This is a genomic window from Sciscionella sediminilitoris (assembly GCF_000737195.2).
In the GTDB taxonomy this organism is placed as follows: Bacteria; Actinomycetota; Actinomycetes; order Mycobacteriales; family Pseudonocardiaceae; genus Sciscionella; species Sciscionella sediminilitoris.
The window spans coordinates 28,385-50,118 of sequence record NZ_JALM01000037.1; the positions used below are offsets into that span (position 1 = coordinate 28,385).

The following is a 21,734-nucleotide window of genomic DNA, read 5'->3' on the forward strand; positions in this document are numbered from 1 at the left end:
GATGTGCGGGTACACGTTGTCTCCGATGTGCACGGGAACGTCGATGCGCTGAGCCGGGCCGGGGAAGGGGCCGATGTGCTGCTCGTGCTCGGCGATCTGCTCGATTTCGTCGACTATCACGACCACTCGGCGGGGATTCTCGGTGTGATCTTCGGCGCGGAAGCGGTCGGCCGCTTCGCCGAACTGCGCCGCCGCAGCGATCCCACCGAGGCCGGGGCGTACGCCCGTTCGCTGTGGGCGAGCCTCGAGGACCCGGGGCGGGTGGTCACCGAGGCCATCCACGACCAGTACGCGAAGCTGTTCGCCGCGCTGACGGCGCCCACCTACGCGATCCCGGGCAACGTGGACGCGCCCGAACTGTGGCCCGATCATCTGCACGACGGGGTAACCCTGGCCGACGGGCGGGTGCTCGAGATCGGCGGTGTGCGCTTCGGGTTCGTCGGCGGAACGGTGCTGCCGAAGGGAAGGGCCCGCCGCTCCGGTGGGGTGTGGAAGCCCTATATCCGCACCGCGGAGGACTACGACGCCGATGTGGCCGCCCTGCACGGGGTGGATGTGCTGTGCACCCACTGCCCGCCCGCGCTGCCGGAGCTGACCTATGACGTGGTCGCCCGGCGCGCCGAACTCGGCTCCACGGCGCTGGTGGACCTGCTCGACCGGGAGTCGCCGCGGTACGCGCTGTTCGGGCACGTGCACCAGCCGCTGGCACCGCGGCTGCGCTACCGGCGCACCGAGTGCATCAACGTCGGGCATTTCCAGCGCACCGAAACGCCGTACGTGCTCGAGCTGTGAGCACACCTGCCCGGTAACCTGCGGTCCATGTCCACGCCCGACCGGTCGACCCAGTCCATCGTGATCGACGCGCCCCCGGAACGCATCATGGCGGTGATCGCCGACTTCGACGCGTACCCGGAGTGGACCGATGCCTTCAAATCGGCGGAGGTGCTGGAGACCGGGGCGGACGGGCGCGCACGCCAGGTGCGGATGACCATCGAGCAGGGCCCGGTCAAGGACACCTACACCCTCGAGTACGAGTGGGCGCCGGACGGCCGCTCGGTACGCTGGCACCTGGTCAAGGGCGCGATGCAGAAGGCCCAGGACGGCAGTTACACGCTCGTCCCCTCCGGTGGTGGCACCGAGGTCACCTACAGTCTCTCCGTGCAGCTGGCCATCCCGATGATCGGCCAGCTGCGCCGCAAGGCCGAAAAAGTGATCATGGACACCGCACTCAAGGAGCTCAAGCGCAGGGTCGAGGAGGAGTCATGACCGAGCGGCACCCGGCGCGGGAGCGCTAGCCGGTGCGCGTCACGCTGTTCACCGGCAAGGGCGGAGTCGGCAAGACGACGATCGCGGCCGCCACCGCCGCGCGGCTGGCCAGGAGCGGTCGCCGGGTACTCGTCGTGTCCACCGATCCCGCGCACTCGCTCGGGGACGCGTTCGGCACCGAGCTCGGCGCGGACCCGCTCGAGGTGGAGTCCGGCCTGTACGCCGGGCACATCGACGCGCGCGGACTCGTCGACCAGTCCTGGGCCCAGTTGCGCACCCACCTGCGCGGAATGCTCGCCGGGGCCGGGGTGGACGAGGTGGACGCCGAGGAACTGACCGTGCTGCCCGGAGTGGACGAGCTGCTCTCGCTCGTCGAGGTGCACCGGCTCGTCGAGCAGGGTGCGGCGGACGGGCGCTGGGAGGCGGTGCTCGTGGACTGCGGGCCGACCGCGGAGACCCTGCGGCTGCTCGCCCTTCCGGAAGCGTTCTCCGGCTATCTGGGCAAGTTCTTCCCCTCCGGCAAGGGCGCAGGGCTGCTGCGCGCCGGACTGCTCGGCGGGGACCAGTGGGCGGCGACCAGGCAGGCGCTGGGCACCCTCGGGGGCCAGCTCGCCGCGCTGCGCGGACTGCTCACCGACCGCGCGCGGACCTCGGTTCGGCTGGTGCTGACCCCGGAACGGGTGGTCATCGCCGAGACCAGGCGCACCCTGACGGCGCTCGCCCTGCAGGGGATCCGGGTCGACGGGGTGATCGCGAACCGGCTGGTGCCCAAGGCGGGGCTCGGTTTCGGCCCGGCGGCGAACTGGATGCGCACCCGGCGCGCGGAGCAGGACGCCGTGCTGCGGGAGGTGCGCACGCACACCGAGCTCGAGGTGCGCACCGCGGAGCACCGGGCGAACGAACCCGTCGGCGCGGACGCGCTCGCCGCGCTGGCCACCGATCTCTACGGGCGCGCCGATCCGCTCGCCGAACACGAGGAACTGGATCCGCCGCTGCTCTCGGTGCACGGCGGCGGCACGGAGTACCGCTTGCACATCGCGATCCCGCTCGCCGAGGACGCCCGGCTCGAGCTCGCGCGCATCGGGGACGATCTCGCGGTCACCGTGGACGGCAGGCGGCGGCTGATCAGCCTGCCCTCGGTGCTGCGGCGCACCGAGGTGCGTACCGCCGAGGTGGACACCGAAGGCATCGTCGTCCGGATGCGTGCGCTGTGAACGGGCCCGGGAACGTGGACACCGAGGAACATCTGCACTCGCACGGGGCGGACCCGCGCCTGGTCGCCGAGCTGCGCGGACTGCTGACCGCCTTCGCCGATCGCGCGGAACCCTTGCTGCGCAAGGCATCCGAACCTACCGGGGAACTCCCGGCCACCTGCAGCTGGTGCCCGCTGTGCGCCGCGCTCGCCGTGGTGCGCGGGCAGCGCCCGGAACTGGCGGCGCGCGCGGCTGGGCACGGGGTCGCGCTGGTGGACCTGCTGCGCGCGGTGCTCGGCGAACCCGGTCCCGGGAACCGCCCGGGGACCGGCAGCTGGACCACATCCGGGCACCTGCGCGAGGAAGACGTCGTCGACGACCTCGCCACCACGATGCCGCAGCCGCCGGTACGGGTGCGGGTGCAGCACATCGAGGTGCGCAGGGCACCGGCCACCGGGCAGCGCGACTGGCCCGCGGAGGACGCCGACCTGGCCGAACCGGGACCCGGACGGAGCGAATCCGAACTCGAACCCGAACGGACCGAACCGGAGAACGGACCCGAGCAGGACGGCCGGGTCCAGCGGATCGCCGTGCACCGTAAGCGAGGCGGTGAGCGGAACTGATGCGTGCCATCGGGGTGGACATCGGCGGTACCAGTGTGCGTGCCGCGGTGGTCGACGAGCACGGCTCGATCCTGGACACCGCGCGCACCGCGACCCCGAGCGGACAGCGTTCGCTGGAGGACGCGATCGTCTCGGTGGTGCACGAGCTGACCAGGCGGCACCGGGTCGGCGGGGTCGGCCTCGCGATCGCCGGGTTCATCAGCGCCGATCGCAGCAGGGTGATGTTCGCCCCGCACCTGGCCTGGCGGGACACCGATATCGCCGAACGCCTCGGCGGCCGGCTCGGGCTCCCGGTGCTCGTGGAACACGACACGAACTCCGCCGCGGTCGCCGAGCACCGGTTCGGCGCGGCCAGCGGCAGCCAGGTCGCCGTGCACATCGCGCTCGGCACCGGAATCGGGGCGGCGCTGGTGATCGACGGGGAACTGTACCGCGGCGCGCACGGGGTCGCCCCCGAACTCGGCCACCTGCGCCTCGTTCCGGACGGGCGGCCCTGTCCGTGCGGTAAATCCGGCTGCTTCGAGCGCTACTGCAGCGGTACCGCGCTCTCGGCGACCGCGGTCGAGCTGCTCGCCGAACATCCGGGCACTTCGACCGAACTGCGCAGGCACGCTTCCGACGACGCGCGCACCCTCACCGGACGGCAGGTCGCCGCCGCCGCGCGGGACGGTGACCCGATCGCCCAGCGGGCACTCGCCGAACTGGCCCGCTGGCTCGGTGAGGGGATCGCGCTCGTCGCGGACATCTACGATCCCGAACTCGTGGTCATCGGCGGTGGAGTCTCCGAATCCGCTCCGTTGTTCCTCGACGAGGCCCGGGAACACTACGCGCGCGCCCAGACCGGCAGCGGTTACCGCCCGCTCGCCCGGATCCGCACCGCTCAGCTCGGTGACGACGGGGGAATGGTCGGCGCCGCCGTACTCGCCGCGGAGTCACTGGGAACGCGCGCCGCGCGGTGACGGGGAGTCGATCGGGCCGCGGCTCCTTCCGCGGCAGCTAAACCTGCGCGCCGTCGTCGTCCGAGCCCGGGCTCCCCGGTGGCGGCCCGCTGCGCAGCCGGAACAACAGCAGCCCCGCAGCGCCGACCGCGGCGACCGCGCCGAGCGGGATGGCCGCCGAGGAGGAGATGCCGAGCAGGTTCGGGGCGGCGAACAACAGGATCGCGATCGCGATCAGGACGAGGGCGACGATCGTGGCGGCGTGCGGGCGGGGGACCGGTGGCGGCTCGGGTGGTTCGTAGTGCTCGTCGTCCGCATCGATGTCGAGGTCCGCGTCCGGGTCCCAGTCCCGCTCCGCGGTGCGCCATTCGCTGGCGCGGGGGCGTGGCTCGGGTTCGGGGCGCGGTCGCTGTTCCTCGGCGGCCTCGGGGCCGCTGGTCTCCGATCCTGCGGGCTCGGACGGTTCGGCGGTGAGGTTCTCGCCGACGCCCTCGCGCTCGAGATCGGCGACGATCTCGGCGAACGCCGCGTCCACGTCTTCCGGACCGTCCGAGCGTCTTGTCATGTTGGCTCTCCAGCGAGCTGTGGTGTTTCCTCGGTCAGCCGCGCCACGAATTCGCTCCCGAGCCGGAAGATGGTCGACGCGTCATAGTCAAGGGTGGCTACGTGGAAGCTGTCCGGCAAGACCACCGTGGTGAAATCCTCGCTGCGGACACCGTTTGCCACGATGTTCGCATTGATCGGCTCCACAACGTGATCGACGCTCGAACGGAACAGCAGTACCGGCATGCCGATCCGCCCGAGGTCCGCGCGCACCAGCTGCCACAGCTCGCGCAGGCTGTTCAGCGCGCGCAGCGGGGTGGTGCGGTAGCTCAGCTCGGGCACGCCGGGCTTGGCGATGTCTCCGCCGATCCCGGGTTTGCTCGGGACCACCCTGGACAGCACCGGAAGCAGCGCGGCGAGCTTGTTCTCCGTGGTCACCGAGGGGTTGACGAGCACGATCCCGCTGATGTCCGCACCGCGCTGCTCGGCGAGCCGCAGGGTGAGCGTTCCGCCCATGGACAGGCCGAAGACGAACACCCGCTCGCAGCGTTCGAGCAGTTCGTCGAGTGCGGCCTCCACGCAGCCGTACCAGTCCGGCCAGCGGGTGCGATTGCATTCACGGGCGGTCGTGCCGTGCCCGGGCAACCGGGGACAGCGCACCGTGTAGCCCTGCGCGGCCAGGTGCTCACCCCAGGGGCGCATGGTCTGCGGTGAGCCGGTGAACCCGTGACAGAGCAGGATTCCCGTCCGGGTCGAGCCGTCGTGGGTGAACGGTTCCGCACCGGGAAGTACGGGCATGGCCTCCTCCTTCGGGTCCGACAGGGATGTGCTTTCCATAGTAGTTCGCCGCCGAAGCGGACATACCGCACAGTATGTGCAGGTACAGGTGTCCCACCTCATTGTGCGCACCGGCACATGCTCCGTACGCTGGTGTTTCCGAAGTGGTGTCGGTGGAGTGTGCGGGAGGCCGGGAGACGCGGTGTTCTATTACGTCCTGAAGTACCTGTTGCTCGGTCCGGTGCTCCGGCTGTTCTTCCGGCCGGAGATCGAGGGGCTGGAGAACATCCCCCGCGAGGGTGGGGCCCTGATGGCCTCGAACCACCTCGCGGTGCTCGACTCGTTCCTGTTCCCGCTGATGGTCCCGAGAAGGATCACCTTCCCCGCCAAGCGCGAGTACTTCACCGAGCCGGGGCTCAAGGGCCGGTTCAAGAAGACGTTCTTCACCGCGGCCGGTCAGGTGCCGATCGACCGCACCAGCGCGAACGCCGCCCAGGCCGCGCTGGATACCTGCGTGCGGCTGCTGCGCGACGGCAACCTGGTCGGTATCTACCCCGAGGGCACCCGTTCCCCGGACGGCAAGCTCTACAAGGGCAAGACCGGGATGGCGCGGATCGCGCTGCAGGCCGAGGCCCCGATCATCCCGGTCGCCATGTTCGGCACCGACAAGGCCAACCCCATCGGTTCCCGGCTGCCGAAACCGGCCAAGGTCCACATCAAGATCGGCAAGCCGCTCGAGTTCTCCCGCTACGCCGGGCTCGACGGGGACCGGTTCGTGGAGCGCTCCATCACCGACGAGGTGATGTACGAGCTGATGGAACTGTCCGGGCAGACCTACGTCGACGTGTACGCGCAGAAGGTCAAGGACGACCTCGCCGCGAAGCAGGCGGGCGCGGTCGCGCTGCCCGCGCAGCGCGAGGACCGAGGTGGCGACCGGGTACCGGGAACCAAGGCGGGTTAAGCCGGTACCAAAGCAGGTACGGCTTTGGCCGTGCTGTCTTCACGGCAGCCTTGAACGTGCAGTTCACCGAGGAGGAGATGGCCGACCTGCGGGCGGCTGCCGAACGCGAAGGCAAGTCGTTGAAGACCGTGGCACACGACGCGGTCGTCTCTGCCGTGTCCTCGCGTAAGTATCGGGTCGCCGAGGCGGCTGCGCGAGTCGCGGGGATCACGCCGAGCTCGATGAACGGCTCGTCTGAGCGCCCGGGCCGTATTTTCTCGATGTCGAGGACGTTCTCACCGCGACCGGGCGCGCGATGGGGCATCACCAGAGGTCGGCGACTTCGGCTTGCTCGCTGCCGCGGTCGCCCGGCCGCAGACCACCGTGTTCGGCCAGGACGCCTACCCGGATCTGTTCACGAAGGCGGCCGTACTGTTGCCTTCCCTGGTGCGCAATCGCGCGTTGATCGATGGGAACAGGCGTGCCGCATGGGCCGGTGCCGCCGTTTCCCTCGAAGTCAACGAGGTGCCGTTGCGGGACTCGCTGGACGTCGACGCCGCAGAGACGATGGTTCTCGAAGCGGCACGCGGTGAAATCGACGTGCCCGAGATCGCGGAGCGGCTGCGCCAGTTTTTCGAAGGCTGATGTCACATGTTCTTCGCGCCGGTACGGATCGCCTCGCGGATGCGGGTGTAGGTGCCGCAGCGGCAGATGTTGCGCAGCTTGTCCAGCTCGGCGTCGTCGAGTTCGGTACCGGCGGCGCGTGCCTTGCGCACCAGGGCGACCGCGGCCATGATCTGGCCCGGCTGGCAGTAGCCGCACTGGGCGACGTCGTGTTCGAGCCAGGCCTCCTGCATGGGGTGCAGTTCCCCGGTCCGCTGATCGGCGAGGCCCTCGATGGTGGTGATCTCGTCGCCGGGCTTGATCGCGGAGATGGGCACCGAGCAGGGATTGAACGCCTTGCCGTTGATGTGGCAGGTGCACGCCTTGCAGACGTTGATCCCGCAGCCGTACTTCGGCCCGGTGACCCCGAGCAGATCGCGCAGCACCCAGAGCACGCGGACGTTGTCCTCGGTGTCCACGCTGACCCGGTTTCCGTTGAGGATGAAACTGTGTTCGGGCACCGTGACTCCTTAGAAGGTGTGTTCGAGGCCGTCGGTGGGGGACTGCGGAATCGGCGGGACACGGGGGAGCGGTTCGAAGCTCAGCGTGCCGTGGTTGATCGGGAACGAGGTGGGCATCGTCCCGGTGGCCCGGCCGTAGGCGCAGGCGACCGCGCCGACGGTGGCGGCGACCCCGAGTTCGCCCGCCCCGCCGGGTTCCTCGGTCGTCTTCGGCATGACGAACACCCGCACATCCAGCGGGGTGTTCCACTGCCTGGTGTAGAAGAAGTTGTCCCAGCTGCCTTCCAGGGGCAGGCCCTGGTCCATGTGCAGGCTCTCGGTGAGCACCAGGCCGATTCCGTCGTTCACGCAGCCGAGCATCTGTGCCTCGAGTCCGCGCGGATTCACCGGAATACCCACGTCGACGGCCACCGTGGCCCGGGTGACGCGTGGCCCGGTCACCCCTTCCTCCTCGACCGGCCGGTGCACCGTCTCCGGGCGGCAGTCGATTTCCACGAGCACCGCGCAACAGCTCTTGTACTCGACGTGGATGCCGATTCCCTGCGCCGTTCCGGAGGGCATTTCCTTTCCCCATTCACCGAGTTCGGCAACCTTGTCCAGAATCGCTCGGACACGCTCCTCCTTGGCGAACGAGCGGCGCAGTGCCAGTGAATCCTTGCCGAGTTTTTTCGCGAGCGTTTCCACCGCGATCTCGCGCGCGCCGGTGACATTCGGCGAATACACGTTGCGCATGCTGCTCGTGTGGAATTTCAGCGGCACCTCGTGCAGGGTCTGGTTCGTGATCCCGAAGTTGTACGGCATCGCCTGCGTGGTGAGGAAGAAAACCTGATTGAACGTCAGATCGGCGACCGGGAGTTTGTCGAGCATCGAGGTGATCGCATCGCCGAATCCGTGGCCGAGATCCAATTGCGTCGTCATGTGCCGCTGCTCGTAACCGAGCACGTTTCCGCCGGAATGATTCAACCGGATCTTCGAGGTGGACATCGGGTGCACCCTGCCGTGCCGGAAATCATCGGTGCGGTGCCACATCAGTTTGACCGGTTTGCCCATCGCCTTGGAGGCCTCGGTCGCCTCGAGCGCGGCGTCGTGGAACAGTTTGCGGCCGAAGGAACCGCCGCCCTGGACCACGTGCACCTTCACCGCGGTCGGCAGCAGACCGGCCTTGGCCGCGATCTCGTTGTGCGCGGGAATCGGCGCCTTGAGCGCGGCCCAGATCTCGGCGCGATCGGGGCGCACATCGGCGATCGCGCAGTTCGTCTCGAGTGCGCTGTTGCTGGCGAAGGCGAAATCCACCTCGAGGTCGATGGTCTCGGCACCCGGCATCGGTGGTGGCATGGGCGGAGCGATCGCACGCAGTTTCGCCCGCACACTCGCATCGGTTTCCCCGTCGACCGTCCCGCCCCGCCAGTCCACCCGCAGCGCGCGCACCGCGTCGATGCAGTGTGTCGTGGTGTTCGCCCGCACCGCGACCCCGGTGGAGATCACCGCGATATCGGTGACCCCGGGCATCGCCCGGACCTCGGCCAGATTGCGCACCGAGCCCACGGTCGCGTTGATGTGCGGTCCACGACAGACCATGGTGGGCAGCGCGCCGGGCACCCGCAGGTCCATGGTGAACTGTTTGCGCCCGGTGACCGCGTCATGCGCGTCGATCCGGTTCTGCGGGGTGCCGATCAGGCTCGGCCGCTTCTTCGGTTCCGCGCTCAGCTGCTTGGTGCGATTGCCCGCCGCCGCCTTCGCGAACGAGCCCAGTGGTGCGCTCCGGCCACCGGGACCGGAGACGACCCCGTCGCTGATGGCGAGCCGGGAGGCGTCGGTTCCCCACTGCCCGGCCGCCGCGTCGAGCAGCGCGAGCCGGGCGATCGCCGCGGCGGTGCGCACCGGACGGTAGATCGAGTGCATGCTGTTGGAGCCGCCGGTGAGCTGGTTGAACAGTAGTTCGGGGCGCGCGTCGGCGAGGGTGACCCGGACCTTGTCCATGCCGACGTCGAGTTCCTCGGCGATCAGCATGGCGACCGCGGTGGTGATGCCCTGCCCGACCTCGGCGCGCGGCAGTGCGAAGGAGACGGTGCCGTCGGCCTGCACCCCGACCGCGACCAGCCCGGAGGTCGGTGCCGCGGCCAGATTGAGCAGATCGGAGAGATCGAGCAGGTCGGCGATCTCCGGATTCGAGGGCAGCGCCGCCGAGGCTTCACCGGGCAGGGCGAATTCCTCTCCGATCGGCACGGCGACCGCGAGGGTGGGTGCGGCGAGCAGGTATCCGAGAAAGCGGCGTCGACTGTGACCAGCCATTTCCGGTCATCCTCTCGACTTCGTTGGCGAGAGCTGGAGCCTCGCATACCGGACATGTGTCGGCAAGTGGAACGCAGCAGAATCCCCGGGCACCGCGATACGTACTCTCTCTGGGGTGCGATATTTCTACGACTGCGAGTTCATCGAGGACGGGGAGACCATCGAACTCGTCTCGGTCGGAGCCGTCGACGAGAACGGGAGAGAGTTCTACGCGGTTTCCACCGAGTTCGATCCGGACCGCGCGGGATCCTGGGTGCGGGCCAATGTCCTCGACAAGCTGCCGTCGCCGGGGGACAAGGCGTGGCGTTCCCGCGAACGGATCCGTGCTGACTTCCACGCCTATCTGACCGAGCCGGGGGAACCGGTCGAACTGTGGGCCTGGATCGCCGCCTACGACCACGTCGCGATCGCCCAGCTGTGGGGCGCGATGCCCGCCCTCCCGCGCGAGATTCCCCGGTTCACCCGGGAACTGCGGCAGCGCTGGGAGGACGTGGGGCGCCCGAAACTGCCGTACCCGCCCGCGGACGCGCACGACGCGCTCGCCGACGCGCGGCACAACCTCGCCCGGTGGAAGGTGATCGAGCAGCGCCGCGCCGAACTCGGTTACCCGGTCCGCTGATTCACCGCGGTGCGCTCACCCTCCTCGACGCACCGTGCCGAACCGATACAGTGAGCGGTGTCATAGCGGCGAAGTGCGAGGAGCGAATATGCGGATCGGTGTGCTCACCGGTGGCGGCGACTGCCCCGGCCTGAACGCGGTGATCAGGGCGGTCGTCCGGAAAGGGATCGAGGGACACGGCTGGGACATCCTCGGATTCCGGGCCGGCTGGCAGGGCCCGATGGACGGCCTGATCAAACCGCTCGGTCTGGACGAGGTCGAGGACATCCTGGCCAGGGGCGGCACGATCCTCGGTTCGAGCCGCACCAATCCCTACTCGGTCGAGGGCGGTGTGGACCGGATCCGCGCGGTCGTCGCCGAACACGGGGTGGACGCGCTGATCGCGGTCGGCGGGGAGGACACGCTCGGGGTGGCCAAGCGGCTCACCGATGACGGGATCCCGGTGGTCGGAGTGCCCAAGACCATCGACAACGACCTCGCGGCCACCGACTACACCTTCGGCTTCGACACCGCGGTGCACATCGCCACCGAGGCCATCGACCGGCTGCGCACCACCGCCGAATCACATCACCGGGCACTCGTGGTCGAGGTGATGGGCAGGCACGCCGGATGGATCGCGCTGCACTCCGGGCTGGCCGGCGGGGCGAACGTCATCCTCGTCCCGGAGCGGCCGTTCTCCATCGAGCAGGTGACCGAGTGGGTGCAGCGCCGGTTCGAGCGCCAGTTCGCCCCGATCATCGTGGTCGCCGAGGGAGCGGTGCCCGACGGCGGTGCGGAGGTGCTGCAGACCGGGGAACGCGACGCCTTCGGGCACGTGCGCCTCGGTGGGGTCGGCAACTGGCTCGCCGAGGAACTCGCCGAGCGCACCGGGAAGGAATCCCGCGCGGTGGTGCTCGGACACGTGCAGCGCGGTGGCACACCGACCGCCTACGACCGGGTGCTCGCCACCCGGTTCGGGTTGCACGCGGTGGACGCCGTCGCCGAAGGGGACTTCGGAGTGATGGTCGCGCTACGCGGCACCGAGATCACCCGGGTGCGGCTCGCCGAGGCCACCGCCTCGCTCAAGACGGTGCCACTGGAGCGCTATCAGGAAGCAGAAGTCTTCTTCGGCTGAGTTACGGAATTGAGCTACCCGGCCGCCTGCGCGCGCGTGGGAGCCCAGGCGTTCTCGATCGCCGCGCGGGCGGCACGCTTGCGCAGCCCGGCGAGGCTGTGCTTGGCGGGGACCAGGATCGCGGTGAACCAGCTCCGGCGGAATTCGGCGAGTGCCTCGGCGACCTCGTGGTGCCGCACGCAGTGCACCAGACCCGGTTCGCCGAGCCGGTGCCGCCCGCCGTTGTGGCCGTTGCCCTTCATCAGCCTCTCCCGTCGGTTACGCAGTTCGTGCGAACCCTACGGAACCGGGGTGCCGATACCGTGGACCTTCGCGGCGTGTCCCCGAAATTGGTATTGCGCGCGCCTGGCTCATGCGGTACTGGGCGGTATCCGGGCGAATCCACGCGGTGGGTGGGGTGAAAGACTGGGCCCATGTTGCGGGTTGGGTTGACCGGGGGAATCGGCGCGGGCAAATCGACGGTTTCGGCGCGGCTGGCCGAACACGGCGCGGTGCTGATCGATGCCGACGCGATCGCGCGGGAGGTCGTGGCCAGGGGGACCGAGGGCCTCGACGAGGTGGTGGCCGAGTTCGGCACCGGCATGCTCACCGAACAGGGGGACCTGGACCGCTCGAGGCTCGCGGCGACCGTTTTCTCCGATGACGCCGCGCGGGCCAGGCTGAACGGGATCGTGCACCCGCGGGTGGGTGCGCGCACGGCGGAGCTGATCGAGGGCGCCGCCGGGGACGCGATCGTGGTGCACGATGTCCCGCTGCTCGTGGAGAACGGCCTCGCTCCCGCTTATCACCTGGTCATCGTGGTGGACGCGCCGGTGCCGCTGCGCATCGAGCGGCTGTTGGCGAGCCGGGACATGACCGAACAGCAGGCAAGGGAGCGGATCGGGGCGCAGGCGAGCGAGGCACAGCGGCGCGCGGTCGCCGATGTCTGGCTGGACAATGCGGGCGGCGCGGACGAGACGTTGCGCGCGGTCGACGAGCTGTGGGCCGACCGGCTGGTGCCCTTCGAGGCGAACCAGCGGCTCGGCCGGTGCATCGAACCCGAGACGGCGCGCATCGTGGACTACGACCAGCGCTGGCCGGAGATCGCCGAGCGGCTGCGGGCGCGGATCACCTCGGCGGTCGGGGAGTACCCGGTTCAGCACATCGGTTCGACCGCGGTGCCCGGTCTCGGCGCCAAGGATGTCATCGACATGCAGCTGCTCGTGCCCGATCTGGACACCGCCGACCGGCTGGCGGGCGCGCTGGCCGGAATCGGCCTGCCCGCGCACGAGGGGCAGTGGTGGGACAACACGAAACCAGGGTGGGACGACGCGAACCCGGCCGGCGGGAAGGTGCTCAAACGCTTCCACGGCAGCGCGGACCCCGGCCGGTTCACCCACCTGCACGTGCGGGTCGCCGATGGCCCGGCCGCCGAGTTCGCGCTGCTGTTCCGGGACTGGCTGCGCGCCGAGCAGGAGGAGAAGGCGGCCTACCTCGCCCTGAAACGCGAACTCGCCGGCCGGTACGTGAGCACGGGAGAGTACGCGCAGGCCAAGGAACCCTGGTTCGATCAGGCGTATGAGCGGGCGCGGGCCTGGGCGCGCCGCACCGGCTGGGTACCCCCGGAGATTTAGGGCCGTTTGATTGGCCCGCACAGCGGGTCCGATGGCGGGGCCGGAGGAAGTGGGCCGGCGGGAGCGGCTACGCCGCCGGAGAGACCAGAGCTAGCGGTGCACCTGGCTCAGCGAGAGCCACATCAGGTCGTTCACGTTCAGCTCCGGGTCGACCTTGGCGGTCCGCAGCGGCCACTGGTGCTTGCCGCCGTCGATACGCAGCAGTTGCACCCGCGTCTGGCGGGCGCAGTTCTCCGCGGTGAGCAGGCTCGCCTTCGGAGTGAGCGGGATCGGCGGCAACCGGGTGCCGCAGCGGTCCAGGCGCGCCCATTCGTTGAACGCGGTGAGCACCCCGTAGCCCCAGTATTTCTGCCCGCCACCGTGGTACGGATTGGTGTGGTCACCGGTGCCGTCCACGGCGAACACACTCACCGGTTCGCGGGGCTGGCAGCTGGCCGGGCGGGGCAGCCCGTGTGCCCCGGGAAGTCCGGCGCGCAGTCCGCTGACCGGTGCGATCGCGGCGATCTTGTCCGCCTGCGCGCAGGCATAGGCCGAGGCCATCCGTGCACCGCCGGAGAAACCGCCGAGATAGACGCGCTTCGGATCGGCGCAGCCGCTGCCGATCATGGTGTCGATGACCCGGGAGACGTAGCCGATGTCGTTCTGCGCGCTGCGTGCCGGCCAGTGCCCGCCGACCAGCGGCACTCCCGGCACGTTCCACGCGTGCCCCTTGCGGAACTTGATGGCGCCGTCCGGTGCGATGATGCTGAACCCGAACCGGTCCGCGGTCGAGGTCAGTTTGCTCGCCTCGATCTGCTGCTTGCCGCTGCCTCCGGTGCCGTGCAGCAGCACCATGGTCGGCACCCGGCCACGGCCGACCGCCTTGGCCGGAACGTACATCGTGGCCGGGCGCCCGCCGACGTCCACGGTCGCCATGCCCGACCTGCGCAGGGTGCACGGGGTCAGCGGGGCGGCGGCGGGTTTGGCGGGAGCCGCCTGGAAGTAGGACGCCTCGGTGATCGGCGCGGCCTGGGTGCCGAGCACGGTGAGCCCGCCGACGCCGAGCGCGAGCGCGGCACCGAGCGCGATGCCGCGCACCTTGGTGCCGTACGCAGGACGGCGCTCACCCCCGGACGAAGTCATATTTTTCAGTCTAGCGACCCTGCTGCGGCCACCGTCGCCAACTCAGCGTGATGTTCAGCGCGGCGAGCCAGGTCTCGAGATCGTAGCCGTTCGCGGCGATTCCCTGGACCGCGGAAAATCCTGTGCGCAGCACGGATTCTGCTTTTTCGGCACTGAGATGGCCGGCAGGAACGGCCTCGAGCAGCTCGTCCACATCCAGTACTTCGACCCGGTCGTGGTGATAGAGAGTGAGGTCCAGGTAAAGATCGGTCGAGCGCCACACCGGCCCGGAGCGTTCGATGTCCACCACATCGAGGTAGAAGTCCTGGAACTCGTGTCCCGGGTTGAAGTGGAAATCGGTGATGCGCAGATTCAGCTCGGGCAGCAGCCAGGACTCGATGTAGTGAAACTGCGGCCGCCCCGGTGTCGGGCGGGCGAGGTACAGCCCGGACCGGGTCTCCTCGTAGCGGTCCACATCCCGGATGTGCCCTTTCGGATCGGTGTTGGTCATGGCCTCGGTGTCGAAGGACTCCACCTTCGGAGCATGGATCACGGCGTGAGGGTAGCGAGCACGGCAGTGAGCCGTCGAAAACTGTCGGTGGGTGCTCGTAGCATGGACGACGTGGCATTCGCGACAGAACATCCGGTCCTCGCCGTCTCCGAGTTCCGCCCCGTCGAGGAGGTGGAACGTACCCCCGGGACGTTCAGGGTGGTCAGCGACTACGAACCGGCGGGTGACCAGCCGCAGGCGATCGAGGAGCTCACCCGGCGGCTCGAGGCGGCCGAGCGGGACATCGTGCTGCTCGGCGCGACCGGGACCGGGAAGTCGGCGACCACGGCCTGGCTGGTGGAGCGGGTGCAGCGGCCGACCCTGGTGCTCGCGCCGAACAAGACCCTCGCCGCGCAGCTGGCCAACGAGTTGCGCGGGTTCTTCCCGGACAACGCGGTCGAGTACTTCGTCTCGTACTACGACTACTACCAGCCCGAGGCCTACATCGCGCAGACCGATACCTACATCGAGAAGGACTCCTCGATCAACGACGACGTGGAGCGGCTGCGCCATTCGGCCACGATGAGCCTGCTCTCCCGCCGGGACGTGATCGTGGTGGCGAGCGTGTCCTGCATCTACGGCCTCGGCACCCCGCAGTCCTATCTCGATCGCTCGATCCCGCTGCGGGTCGGCGGGGAGATCGACCGCGACCACTTCCTGCGTGCCCTGGTGGATGTGCAGTACACCCGCAACGACATGGCCTTCGCCCGCGGGACCTTCCGGGTGCGCGGGGACACCGTGGAGATCATCCCGGCCTACGAGGAGCTCGCGATCCGGGTCGAGCTGTTCGGCGACGAGATCGACCGGCTCTACTACCTGCACCCGCTCACCGGGGATGTGGTCAACGAGGTGGAGGAGCTGCGGATCTTCCCGGCCACCCACTACGTGGCCGGGCCGGAGCGCATGGAGAAGGCGATCGCCGGTATCGAGGCCGAACTGGAGCAGCGGCTCGCCGAACTGGAGAAGCAGGGCAAGCTGCTCGAGGCGCAGCGGCTGCGGATGCGCACCAGCTACGACATCGAGATGATGCGCCAGGTCGGGTTCTGTTCCGGCATCGAGAACTACTCGCGGCACATCGACGGTCGCGAGGCCGGTTCCGCCCCGGCGACGCTGCTGGACTACTTCCCCGAGGACTTCCTGCTGGTCATCGACGAGTCGCACGTGACGGTGCCCCAGGTCGGCGGGATGTACGAGGGAGACATGTCCCGGAAGCGCAACCTGGTCGAGCACGGGTTCCGGCTCCCGTCCGCGGTGGACAACCGGCCGCTGACCTGGGAAGAGTTCGCGGACCGGATCGGCCAGACGGTGTACCTCTCGGCCACCCCGGGCGACTACGAGCTCGGTGAGGCCGGCGGGGAGTTCGTGGAGCAGGTGATCCGGCCGACCGGGCTGCTCGATCCCGAGGTCGTCGTGAAGCCCACCGAGGGGCAGATCGACGATCTGGTCGCCGAGATCCGCGACCGAGCCGACAAGGACGAGCGGATCCTGGTCACCACGCTCACCAAGAAAATGGCCGAGGACCTCACCGACTACCTGCTCGAGCTCGGCATCCGGGTGCGCTACCTGCACTCCGAGGTGGACACCCTGCGCCGGGTCGAGCTGCTGCGCCAGTTGCGGCTCGGCGAGTTCGACGTGCTCATCGGCATCAACCTGCTGCGCGAGGGGCTCGACCTGCCCGAGGTCTCGCTCGTGGCGATCCTGGACGCGGACAAGGAAGGGTTCCTGCGATCCCCGCGTTCGCTGATCCAGACCATCGGCCGCGCCGCGCGGAACGTCTCCGGCCAGGTGCACATGTACGCCGACACGATCACCGAGTCGATGCAGTACGCCATCGACGAGACGAACCGGCGCCGTGAGAAGCAGATGGCCTACAACGAGGAAAAGGGTCTCGATCCGCAGCCGCTGCGCAAGAAGATCAACGACATTCTCGACCGCGTCTACACCGAGAACGAGGAGGAGGCCGAGGAGGTCGCCGTCGGCGGTTCCGGGCGCAATGCCTCCCGTGGCAAGCGCGCCGCGGGCGAACCCGGTGGCCGTAGCTCCGGGGTGTACGTGGCCGAGGACGTCAAGCACATGCCGCGCGCCGAGCTCGCCGACCTCATCTCCCAGCTCAACGAGCAGATGATGAACGCGGCGCGCGATCTACAGTTCGAGCTCGCCGCCCGGCTGCGCGACGAGATCGGCGACCTGAAGAAGGAGCTGCGCGGTATGGACGCGGCGGGCGTGGAATAGCGCCCGGCTCAGTACCCCCGGTTGATCGGTCCCCGGTTGATCGGCCTCGGACGGCTCAGAGCCCGGGGTGCTTCGCCCGGAGCTCGTCGACCTCGAAGGCGGGATCGATGCGCGGTGCCTGCCCGGCGGACCGGGCCGTGGTGTCCACCCCGGCCCAGGCGCGCACCAGCGACTCGGCCTTCGTGCGCTGCGCGGCGGGCAGCTGCGAGATGCTGGATCCGTGGTTCCCGCCGGGCACGTAGTAACGATGGCAGTCGCGGGCCGCTCCGCCGAGGCCGCAGTCGAATGGTTCCGCGCTCCACGGGTCGTACGAACCGTAGACATACAGCATTCGCTGGGACTGGGTGCGCACCCAGAAGTCGATATCGGGCATGGCGGAGTGATCGAACCGCTTCGGGCGGGTCTGCTTCGGCAGGAAGTTCTTGGGCTGGTCGAGCCCGGGGTAGCGCAGCAGATCGCGCAGATAATCGTCGTAGGCCTCGGGAGAACCGAGCTGATACGCGGCTTGGTAGTAGTACGGGACGAACTGCTGCAATTCCTGATCCGAATAGGAGAGCAGCGAACCGACCTTCTCGTAGAAGCCGTACATGTCCTTGGCGGGCGCGCCCTTCGGGGGAATCGTCCCGCATTCCTTCTTCGGGTCCTGGTACTGCCAGAAACCGAAGTAGGTGTCGATCACCTGGGTCTCGAACGCTTTGTCGAGCGAGCCGATATTGCCGAAGGTGTCGTGTTTCTTCTCGGCCTCCTGGCGCATGATCCCTTCGAGTTCGTCCCGGCGCTGCAGGGATTCCCGTTGGAACCGCTGCAGATCCGCACGGCACTGCGCGTACTCCCGGCCGCCGACCTTCGCGAGGAACGGTTTGTAGGAATCGATCGAGTCGATCACGTCGTTCGGCGCGACATAGGGCACCGTTCCGGAGACATCGTCCGGGAAGAACCGCCGGTGGAAGGTCGCGGTCATACCGCCCTTCGAACCGCCGGTGGTGATCCAGTTCTTCGCGTAGACCTTTTTGAACGCCTTGATGATCTCGTGCTGATCGGCGGCGGCCTGCCAGATCGTGAGCTGTTTCGGCCAGTCCGGTTTCGCGGGAATGGACGGCGTGAAATACCGGTACTCCATGCTCAGCTGGTTTCCGTCGACCAGCGCGGTCGGTTCGGCGCGCGCCGGTTTGCCGGAGACCGCGTAGCCGCTGGTGTACATGACCATGGGCCGCGAGGTGTCCCGGTGCAGCAACGTGAGCCGTTGCTGAAAGGTGCCCGCGGAAGGATCGCGGTGATCGGCCGGTTGGGTGAACGTCAGGTGGAAGAACCGGTAGCCCTGGGGCGCCTTGGCCTCGTCGACCACGGTGAGCCCCGGGATGTGCTCGAGCTGTTCGCGGATGTCGGTGCCGCCGGCGCGTGCGGTCGCCGGGAGTGAGAGCGAGCCGAGCAACAACAAGGCGGCGAGGGTGAGAGCCACTCTGGCGAGCACGCGCATCGACACTCCCGGATACGGCGACGGATTGCGAGGAAGTATCACAGCAGCGGAGAGGTTCGCACAAGATTCACTTTCAACGGGCAGCGGCAGGTGATTTCGGTCGCCCTATGCCCGGTTTGCCCACCCCTCGGTGGCGGCCCGTGTCGGGATAGTTCACAATTGGTCGCAATGGAGGGGAGTACTCCCAGAGCGGTGTTGTCGTCAGCACGGGGCCCGAGGTTGGGCCCCCGGTAACGCCGGTCGCGGAATTCCGCGGCGGAGGAGACCTCCGGTTATCGGTGCACGACCGTAGCCGGAGGTCTGACGTGGACGTACCCGTTTGGGTTTGGCTGGCCACCATCGGTGGCTTGATCGCGCTGTTTGCGGTCGATTTCTTCATCGTCGACCACAATCCGCACAAGGTGACGGCCCGTGAGGCCACCCGCTGGGTACTGTTCTACGTCGGCTGCGCGATCCTTTTCGGGCTCGGCGTACTGTATTTCTCCGGTTCGGATCCGGCGATCGAATTCTTCACCGGGTACATCACCGAGTACTCGCTCTCGGTGGACAATCTGTTCATCTTCATGGTGATCATGACCAGTTTCGCGGTGCCCTCGATACACCAGCACCGGGTGCTGCTGATCGGGATCATCATCGCGCTGGTGCTGCGCGGCCTGTTCATCGCGGTCGGCGCACAGCTGATCAACAACTTCGTCTGGGTGTTCTTCGTGTTCGGCGCGTTCCTGATCTGGACCGCGATCGGCATGGTGCGCAAGAAGGACGAGGACGCCAACCCGGAGAACTTCGCGGTCCGGTTCGTGCGCAAGCTGTTCCCGGTCACCGAGGACTTCCACGGGCACCACTCGTTCGTCCGGGTGCGCGGCAAGCGCTACATCACGCCGATGTTCGTGGTGATCATCGCGATCGGCTCGGCGGATGTGCTGTTCGCGGTGGATTCCATTCCCGCGATCTTCGGCATCACCCAGGAGGCCTATCTGGTGTTCGCGGCGAACGCCTTCGCGCTGATGGGGCTTCGCCAGCTGTACTTCCTGCTCGGCAGGCTGGTGGACCGGCTGGTCTACCTGTCCTACGGGCTCGCGGTGATCCTCGGCTTCATCGGGCTCAAGCTCGTCGTGCACGCGCTGCACGAGTACCACGCGGCCCCGGACTGGCTGGACATCAACAACTGGGTCTCGCTTGGCGTCATCGTCGGCGTGCTCGCCGTCACGACAGTGCTCTCGTTGCGCAAGGCGCGCGCCGACGAGGTGGCCGCGGAGCGGGACGGCAGCGAGGACGATCAGGTGAGCAGCACGTAGCCGAGCTGCTCGCAGATCCGGCCGAGCGGGACATCGAGCCCTGGGTGATTGAGCGGGGCGAGGAAGTCCGGCTGCCCGGGCAGCGCATCCGCGGCCTGGGGCGCCCACAGGCACAGCGCGGGCTCCCCGGAGTCCATCGAGGACCGATACCAGAGCCCGTCGAGATCGGGGTAGGCCGAGCGGATGGCTCGTGCCCAGAGGTGGGTGGTGGACTTCGGCCCGGTCGAGATGCCCTGGGACGCGCCCGCACGGGTCGGCCAGAGCCCGGTCAGGTCGAGCAGGCGCAGCGGGCGCTGCGGGCGGAGCACCACCAGGTGCGGTCCCTTGGTCACCCGGTCGACCGTCGAGGTGGTCTGGAAGACCTCGGCCACACTGGTGCGCACGCTGAGACCGAAGTAGAGCACGCCGACGTTCGGATTCGTGCTCGGGCTGCCGTCCGGGCCGGGCTCGTGCGGATCGAACCGGGCGTGCGGCAGCGGTCCGAAGGTGCGGAACGCGTTCCAGAACTGGGAGTGTGTGCTGCGCGCGGTGAAGATCCGGGAGATCCGGGTCGTGTCGGACACCACGATCACGTCCTCGCCGCGCAGCAACTGGCGCAGGGTCGCGTGATCGGGTGGCAGGGGGAGCCTTGCCATCGCTTCTGGGAATCCTCGGGTCGAGCGTTACTCGGTCCTTGCTGACGCTTCCGTGATCAAATCGCGGTGCCGAGCGTAGTGGCGAGGGCCGCGACCCGGTTCGGGTCACCCCCGGCGAGTAACCAGGCGCGGGGAGTACTCTGCTCGTTCTCGATCAACAGGTCGGGCTGGCTCGTGGACATGAAGGTCGCGACCGCGAGCGGCGGCTGGTCCAGCGGGATGGCGGGCAGGACGACCTCGAGTCCGGGGAGCACGCCGCGTTCGGTGAACTGCCACGCGGGCAGCCGCCACACGCCACCGTCCTTCCAGCCGGCGAGCATGCCGTCCATCAGGCGATGCCGGATGCGGCTGCCGTCCACGCCGATCCGTGCCGCCGCGTCGGTCACGCTCAGCGCGCCGTCGCGCAGCACCGTGTGCGCGGCCACCGAACGGGCCCGCGGGTCCACGTCCTGATCGGCCGAGGGGGAGAGGTCGAGACCGGCCTCGGTGAGGGCGGCACGCTGCTCCGGGGTGAAGTACAGCGTCGGATCCGGGTGCGGCGGGATCAGCTTCTTCGCCGCGTCCACGAGTAGCGTCTCGAACCGCGCGGCCTCGACCCTCAGTCCGGCCTTCGCGAGCACCGTCTCCAACGCGATTGTCATATGCACAGCCTAACGCGATTGTGCGGGTTCGTGCGAACTTGTGCGACGATTCATAGGAAGTAGTACCGAACGCACGCGGTCCAACACCCTCGGTGGGGGCCCGAGTACTGTAACTCGGGAACTTCTGTGAAGAAAGCGCTGTCTGTTTCCGGAGCGGTTCAGCAGACACCTCATGGGTGAGTGGAAATGCTACCCACGGTATTTCAATTATTGCAGGCTTGCGCGTGACGTACGGGAAGCAGCGCCGTTTTTCTCCCCCTTTTCGCACCGAATGTGACGCGGTCGGCTAACCGGGCCGGGTGGCCGCAAGCCGTGCGATGTCGGGACTTTGGTCCTCGGCTCGCTTGCCGAACCGGCCGGCGAGCCAGGCGCAGGTCATGAGTTGAATCTGATGGAACAACATCAATGGGAGCACGATGAGACCGACCTGGTGCCCGCCGAATAGTACGGTGGCCATCGGGAGACCGCTGGCGAGACTTTTTTTCGAACCGCAGAACAATGCGGTTATTTGATCACCGCGATTGAATTTCAAAAGCCGCCCGGCGAGTGAGGTGAGTCCGAGCATGATCGCCAGCAGGACCACACAGACCCCGATGAGGATGAACAACCTGTCGATCGAGAGCTTGCTCCAGACTCCCTGGGTCACCCCCTCGCTGAAGGCGGTGTACACGACGAGCAGGATCGAACCGCGGTCCACGAGTTTGAGCGGCGCCGCGTGCGCGGTGATCCAGCCGCCGATCCAGCGGCGGGGGGGGGGGGGG

The 21,734-nt window shown here is 68.4% G+C and carries 23 protein-coding genes; 12 read left to right on the plus strand and 11 right to left on the minus strand.

Features of this window, described 5'->3' with window-relative positions; genetic code table 11:
• The first annotated feature begins 3 nt into the window (after nt 1–3).
• Genes AD72_RS17995 through AD72_RS18015 form a run of 5 tightly spaced genes read left to right on the plus strand, consistent with a single transcriptional unit; the run spans nt 4 to nt 4,041 of the window.
• On the plus strand, nt 4–792 hold the full coding sequence (locus AD72_RS17995; protein ID WP_031467693.1) for a metallophosphoesterase family protein: 789 nt from the start codon (nt 4–6) through the stop codon (nt 790–792).
• Between the two features lie 27 nt (nt 793–819).
• Complete coding sequence (locus AD72_RS18000; protein ID WP_020495226.1) at nt 820–1,266, plus strand: SRPBCC family protein; 447 nt, start codon at nt 820–822, stop codon at nt 1,264–1,266.
• Nucleotides 1,267–1,298: 32 nt separating this feature from the next.
• Entirely contained in the window at nt 1,299–2,480 is a 1,182-nt protein-coding gene (locus AD72_RS18005; RefSeq protein ID WP_031467694.1) for an ArsA family ATPase, read from the plus strand.
• Entirely contained in the window at nt 2,477–3,082 is a 606-nt protein-coding gene (locus tag AD72_RS18010) for a hypothetical protein (RefSeq protein ID WP_051898740.1), read from the plus strand. The genes AD72_RS18005 and AD72_RS18010 overlap by 4 nt, the downstream gene beginning before the upstream one ends.
• Nucleotides 3,082–4,041 (plus strand): ROK family protein, encoded by a 960-nt coding sequence (locus tag AD72_RS18015; RefSeq protein WP_031467696.1) that lies wholly within the window; start codon nt 3,082–3,084, stop codon nt 4,039–4,041. Before AD72_RS18010 ends, AD72_RS18015 begins: the two co-directional genes overlap by 1 nt.
• Before the next feature lie 37 nt (nt 4,042–4,078).
• Here AD72_RS18015 and AD72_RS18020 read toward each other — a convergent pair whose 3' ends face one another.
• Together AD72_RS18020 and AD72_RS18025 are read right to left on the minus strand one after the other, a co-directional pair.
• On the minus strand, nt 4,079–4,585 hold the full coding sequence (locus AD72_RS18020; RefSeq protein WP_031467697.1) for a hypothetical protein: 507 nt from the start codon (nt 4,583–4,585) through the stop codon (nt 4,079–4,081).
• A complete protein-coding gene (locus tag AD72_RS18025) occupies nt 4,582–5,361 on the minus strand; it encodes an alpha/beta hydrolase (RefSeq protein ID WP_031467698.1) in 780 nt (259 codons plus the stop codon). The genes AD72_RS18020 and AD72_RS18025 overlap by 4 nt, the downstream gene beginning before the upstream one ends.
• Nucleotides 5,362–5,542: 181 nt before the next feature.
• Here AD72_RS18025 and AD72_RS18030 point away from each other — a divergent pair, with 181 nt between their 5' ends.
• Nucleotides 5,543–6,301 carry a lysophospholipid acyltransferase family protein gene (locus tag AD72_RS18030; RefSeq protein WP_031467699.1) on the plus strand — a complete coding sequence of 253 codons (759 nt, stop codon included), beginning with the start codon at nt 5,543–5,545 and terminating at the stop codon, nt 6,299–6,301.
• Between the two features lie 234 nt (nt 6,302–6,535).
• On the plus strand, nt 6,536–6,925 hold the full coding sequence (locus AD72_RS18035; RefSeq protein WP_343123729.1) for a type II toxin-antitoxin system death-on-curing family toxin: 390 nt from the start codon (nt 6,536–6,538) through the stop codon (nt 6,923–6,925).
• 2 nt (nt 6,926–6,927) lie between these two features.
• Here AD72_RS18035 and AD72_RS18040 read toward each other — a convergent pair whose 3' ends face one another.
• Both AD72_RS18040 and AD72_RS18045 read right to left on the minus strand, forming a co-directional pair.
• Nucleotides 6,928–7,404 carry a (2Fe-2S)-binding protein gene (locus tag AD72_RS18040; protein ID WP_031467700.1) on the minus strand — a complete coding sequence of 159 codons (477 nt, stop codon included), beginning with the start codon at nt 7,402–7,404 and terminating at the stop codon, nt 6,928–6,930.
• A 9-nt stretch (nt 7,405–7,413) separates the two neighbouring features.
• Entirely contained in the window at nt 7,414–9,696 is a 2,283-nt protein-coding gene (locus AD72_RS18045; protein WP_031467701.1) for a molybdopterin cofactor-binding domain-containing protein, read from the minus strand.
• Nucleotides 9,697–9,811: 115 nt separating this feature from the next.
• Between AD72_RS18045 and AD72_RS18050 the strand changes: the two genes are divergently transcribed.
• Together AD72_RS18050 and AD72_RS18055 are read left to right on the plus strand one after the other, a co-directional pair.
• Nucleotides 9,812–10,315, plus strand: a complete 504-nt coding sequence (locus AD72_RS18050) for a polyadenylate-specific 3'-exoribonuclease AS (RefSeq protein ID WP_031467702.1) — start codon at nt 9,812–9,814, stop codon at nt 10,313–10,315.
• An 88-nt stretch (nt 10,316–10,403) separates the two neighbouring features.
• Complete coding sequence (locus AD72_RS18055) at nt 10,404–11,429, plus strand: 6-phosphofructokinase (protein ID WP_031467703.1); 1,026 nt, start codon at nt 10,404–10,406, stop codon at nt 11,427–11,429.
• A 14-nt stretch (nt 11,430–11,443) separates the two neighbouring features.
• On the opposite strand, the gene AD72_RS18060 is transcribed toward AD72_RS18055, so the two are convergent.
• Nucleotides 11,444–11,671: a hypothetical protein gene (locus AD72_RS18060; protein ID WP_020495210.1), complete on the minus strand. Its 228-nt coding sequence runs from the start codon at nt 11,669–11,671 to the stop codon at nt 11,444–11,446.
• Nucleotides 11,672–11,842: 171 nt separating this feature from the next.
• Between AD72_RS18060 and coaE the strand changes: the two genes are divergently transcribed.
• Complete coding sequence (coaE, locus tag AD72_RS18065) at nt 11,843–13,042, plus strand: dephospho-CoA kinase (protein ID WP_031467704.1); 1,200 nt, start codon at nt 11,843–11,845, stop codon at nt 13,040–13,042.
• 90 nt (nt 13,043–13,132) lie between these two features.
• On the opposite strand, the gene AD72_RS18070 is transcribed toward coaE, so the two are convergent.
• The gene (locus AD72_RS18070) at nt 13,133–14,164 is read right to left on the minus strand and encodes a CE1 family esterase (RefSeq protein ID WP_051898742.1); all 1,032 of its coding nucleotides are present in this window, start codon (nt 14,162–14,164) and stop codon (nt 13,133–13,135) included.
• Nucleotides 14,165–14,174: 10 nt separating this feature from the next.
• Nucleotides 14,175–14,654 (minus strand): ribonuclease FAU-1 family protein, encoded by a 480-nt coding sequence (locus AD72_RS18075; protein WP_051898744.1) that lies wholly within the window; start codon nt 14,652–14,654, stop codon nt 14,175–14,177.
• Between the two features lie 111 nt (nt 14,655–14,765).
• Between AD72_RS18075 and uvrB the strand changes: the two genes are divergently transcribed.
• Nucleotides 14,766–16,925, plus strand: coding sequence for an excinuclease ABC subunit UvrB (uvrB, locus tag AD72_RS18080; protein WP_031467707.1), 2,160 nt, complete (start codon nt 14,766–14,768; stop codon nt 16,923–16,925).
• A 55-nt stretch (nt 16,926–16,980) separates the two neighbouring features.
• On the opposite strand, the gene AD72_RS18085 is transcribed toward uvrB, so the two are convergent.
• Complete coding sequence (locus tag AD72_RS18085) at nt 16,981–18,402, minus strand: S28 family serine protease (protein WP_031467708.1); 1,422 nt, start codon at nt 18,400–18,402, stop codon at nt 16,981–16,983.
• Between the two features lie 305 nt (nt 18,403–18,707).
• Between AD72_RS18085 and AD72_RS18090 the strand changes: the two genes are divergently transcribed.
• Nucleotides 18,708–19,697, plus strand: a complete 990-nt coding sequence (locus AD72_RS18090; RefSeq protein ID WP_031467709.1) for a TerC family protein — start codon at nt 18,708–18,710, stop codon at nt 19,695–19,697.
• Here the strand turns inward: AD72_RS18090 and AD72_RS18095 are convergent.
• From AD72_RS18095 to AD72_RS18105, 3 genes are all read right to left on the minus strand, one after another.
• Nucleotides 19,679–20,332, minus strand: a complete 654-nt coding sequence (locus tag AD72_RS18095) for an RES family NAD+ phosphorylase (RefSeq protein WP_031467710.1) — start codon at nt 20,330–20,332, stop codon at nt 19,679–19,681. The genes AD72_RS18090 and AD72_RS18095 overlap by 19 nt on opposite strands.
• A gap of 56 nt (nt 20,333–20,388) precedes the next feature.
• Entirely contained in the window at nt 20,389–20,973 is a 585-nt protein-coding gene (locus AD72_RS18100) for a hypothetical protein (RefSeq protein ID WP_020495202.1), read from the minus strand.
• 286 nt (nt 20,974–21,259) lie between these two features.
• Nucleotides 21,260–21,734, minus strand: a 475-nt coding sequence (locus AD72_RS18105) for a bile acid:sodium symporter (protein ID WP_037346302.1), incomplete at its 5' end; no start/stop codon positions are given.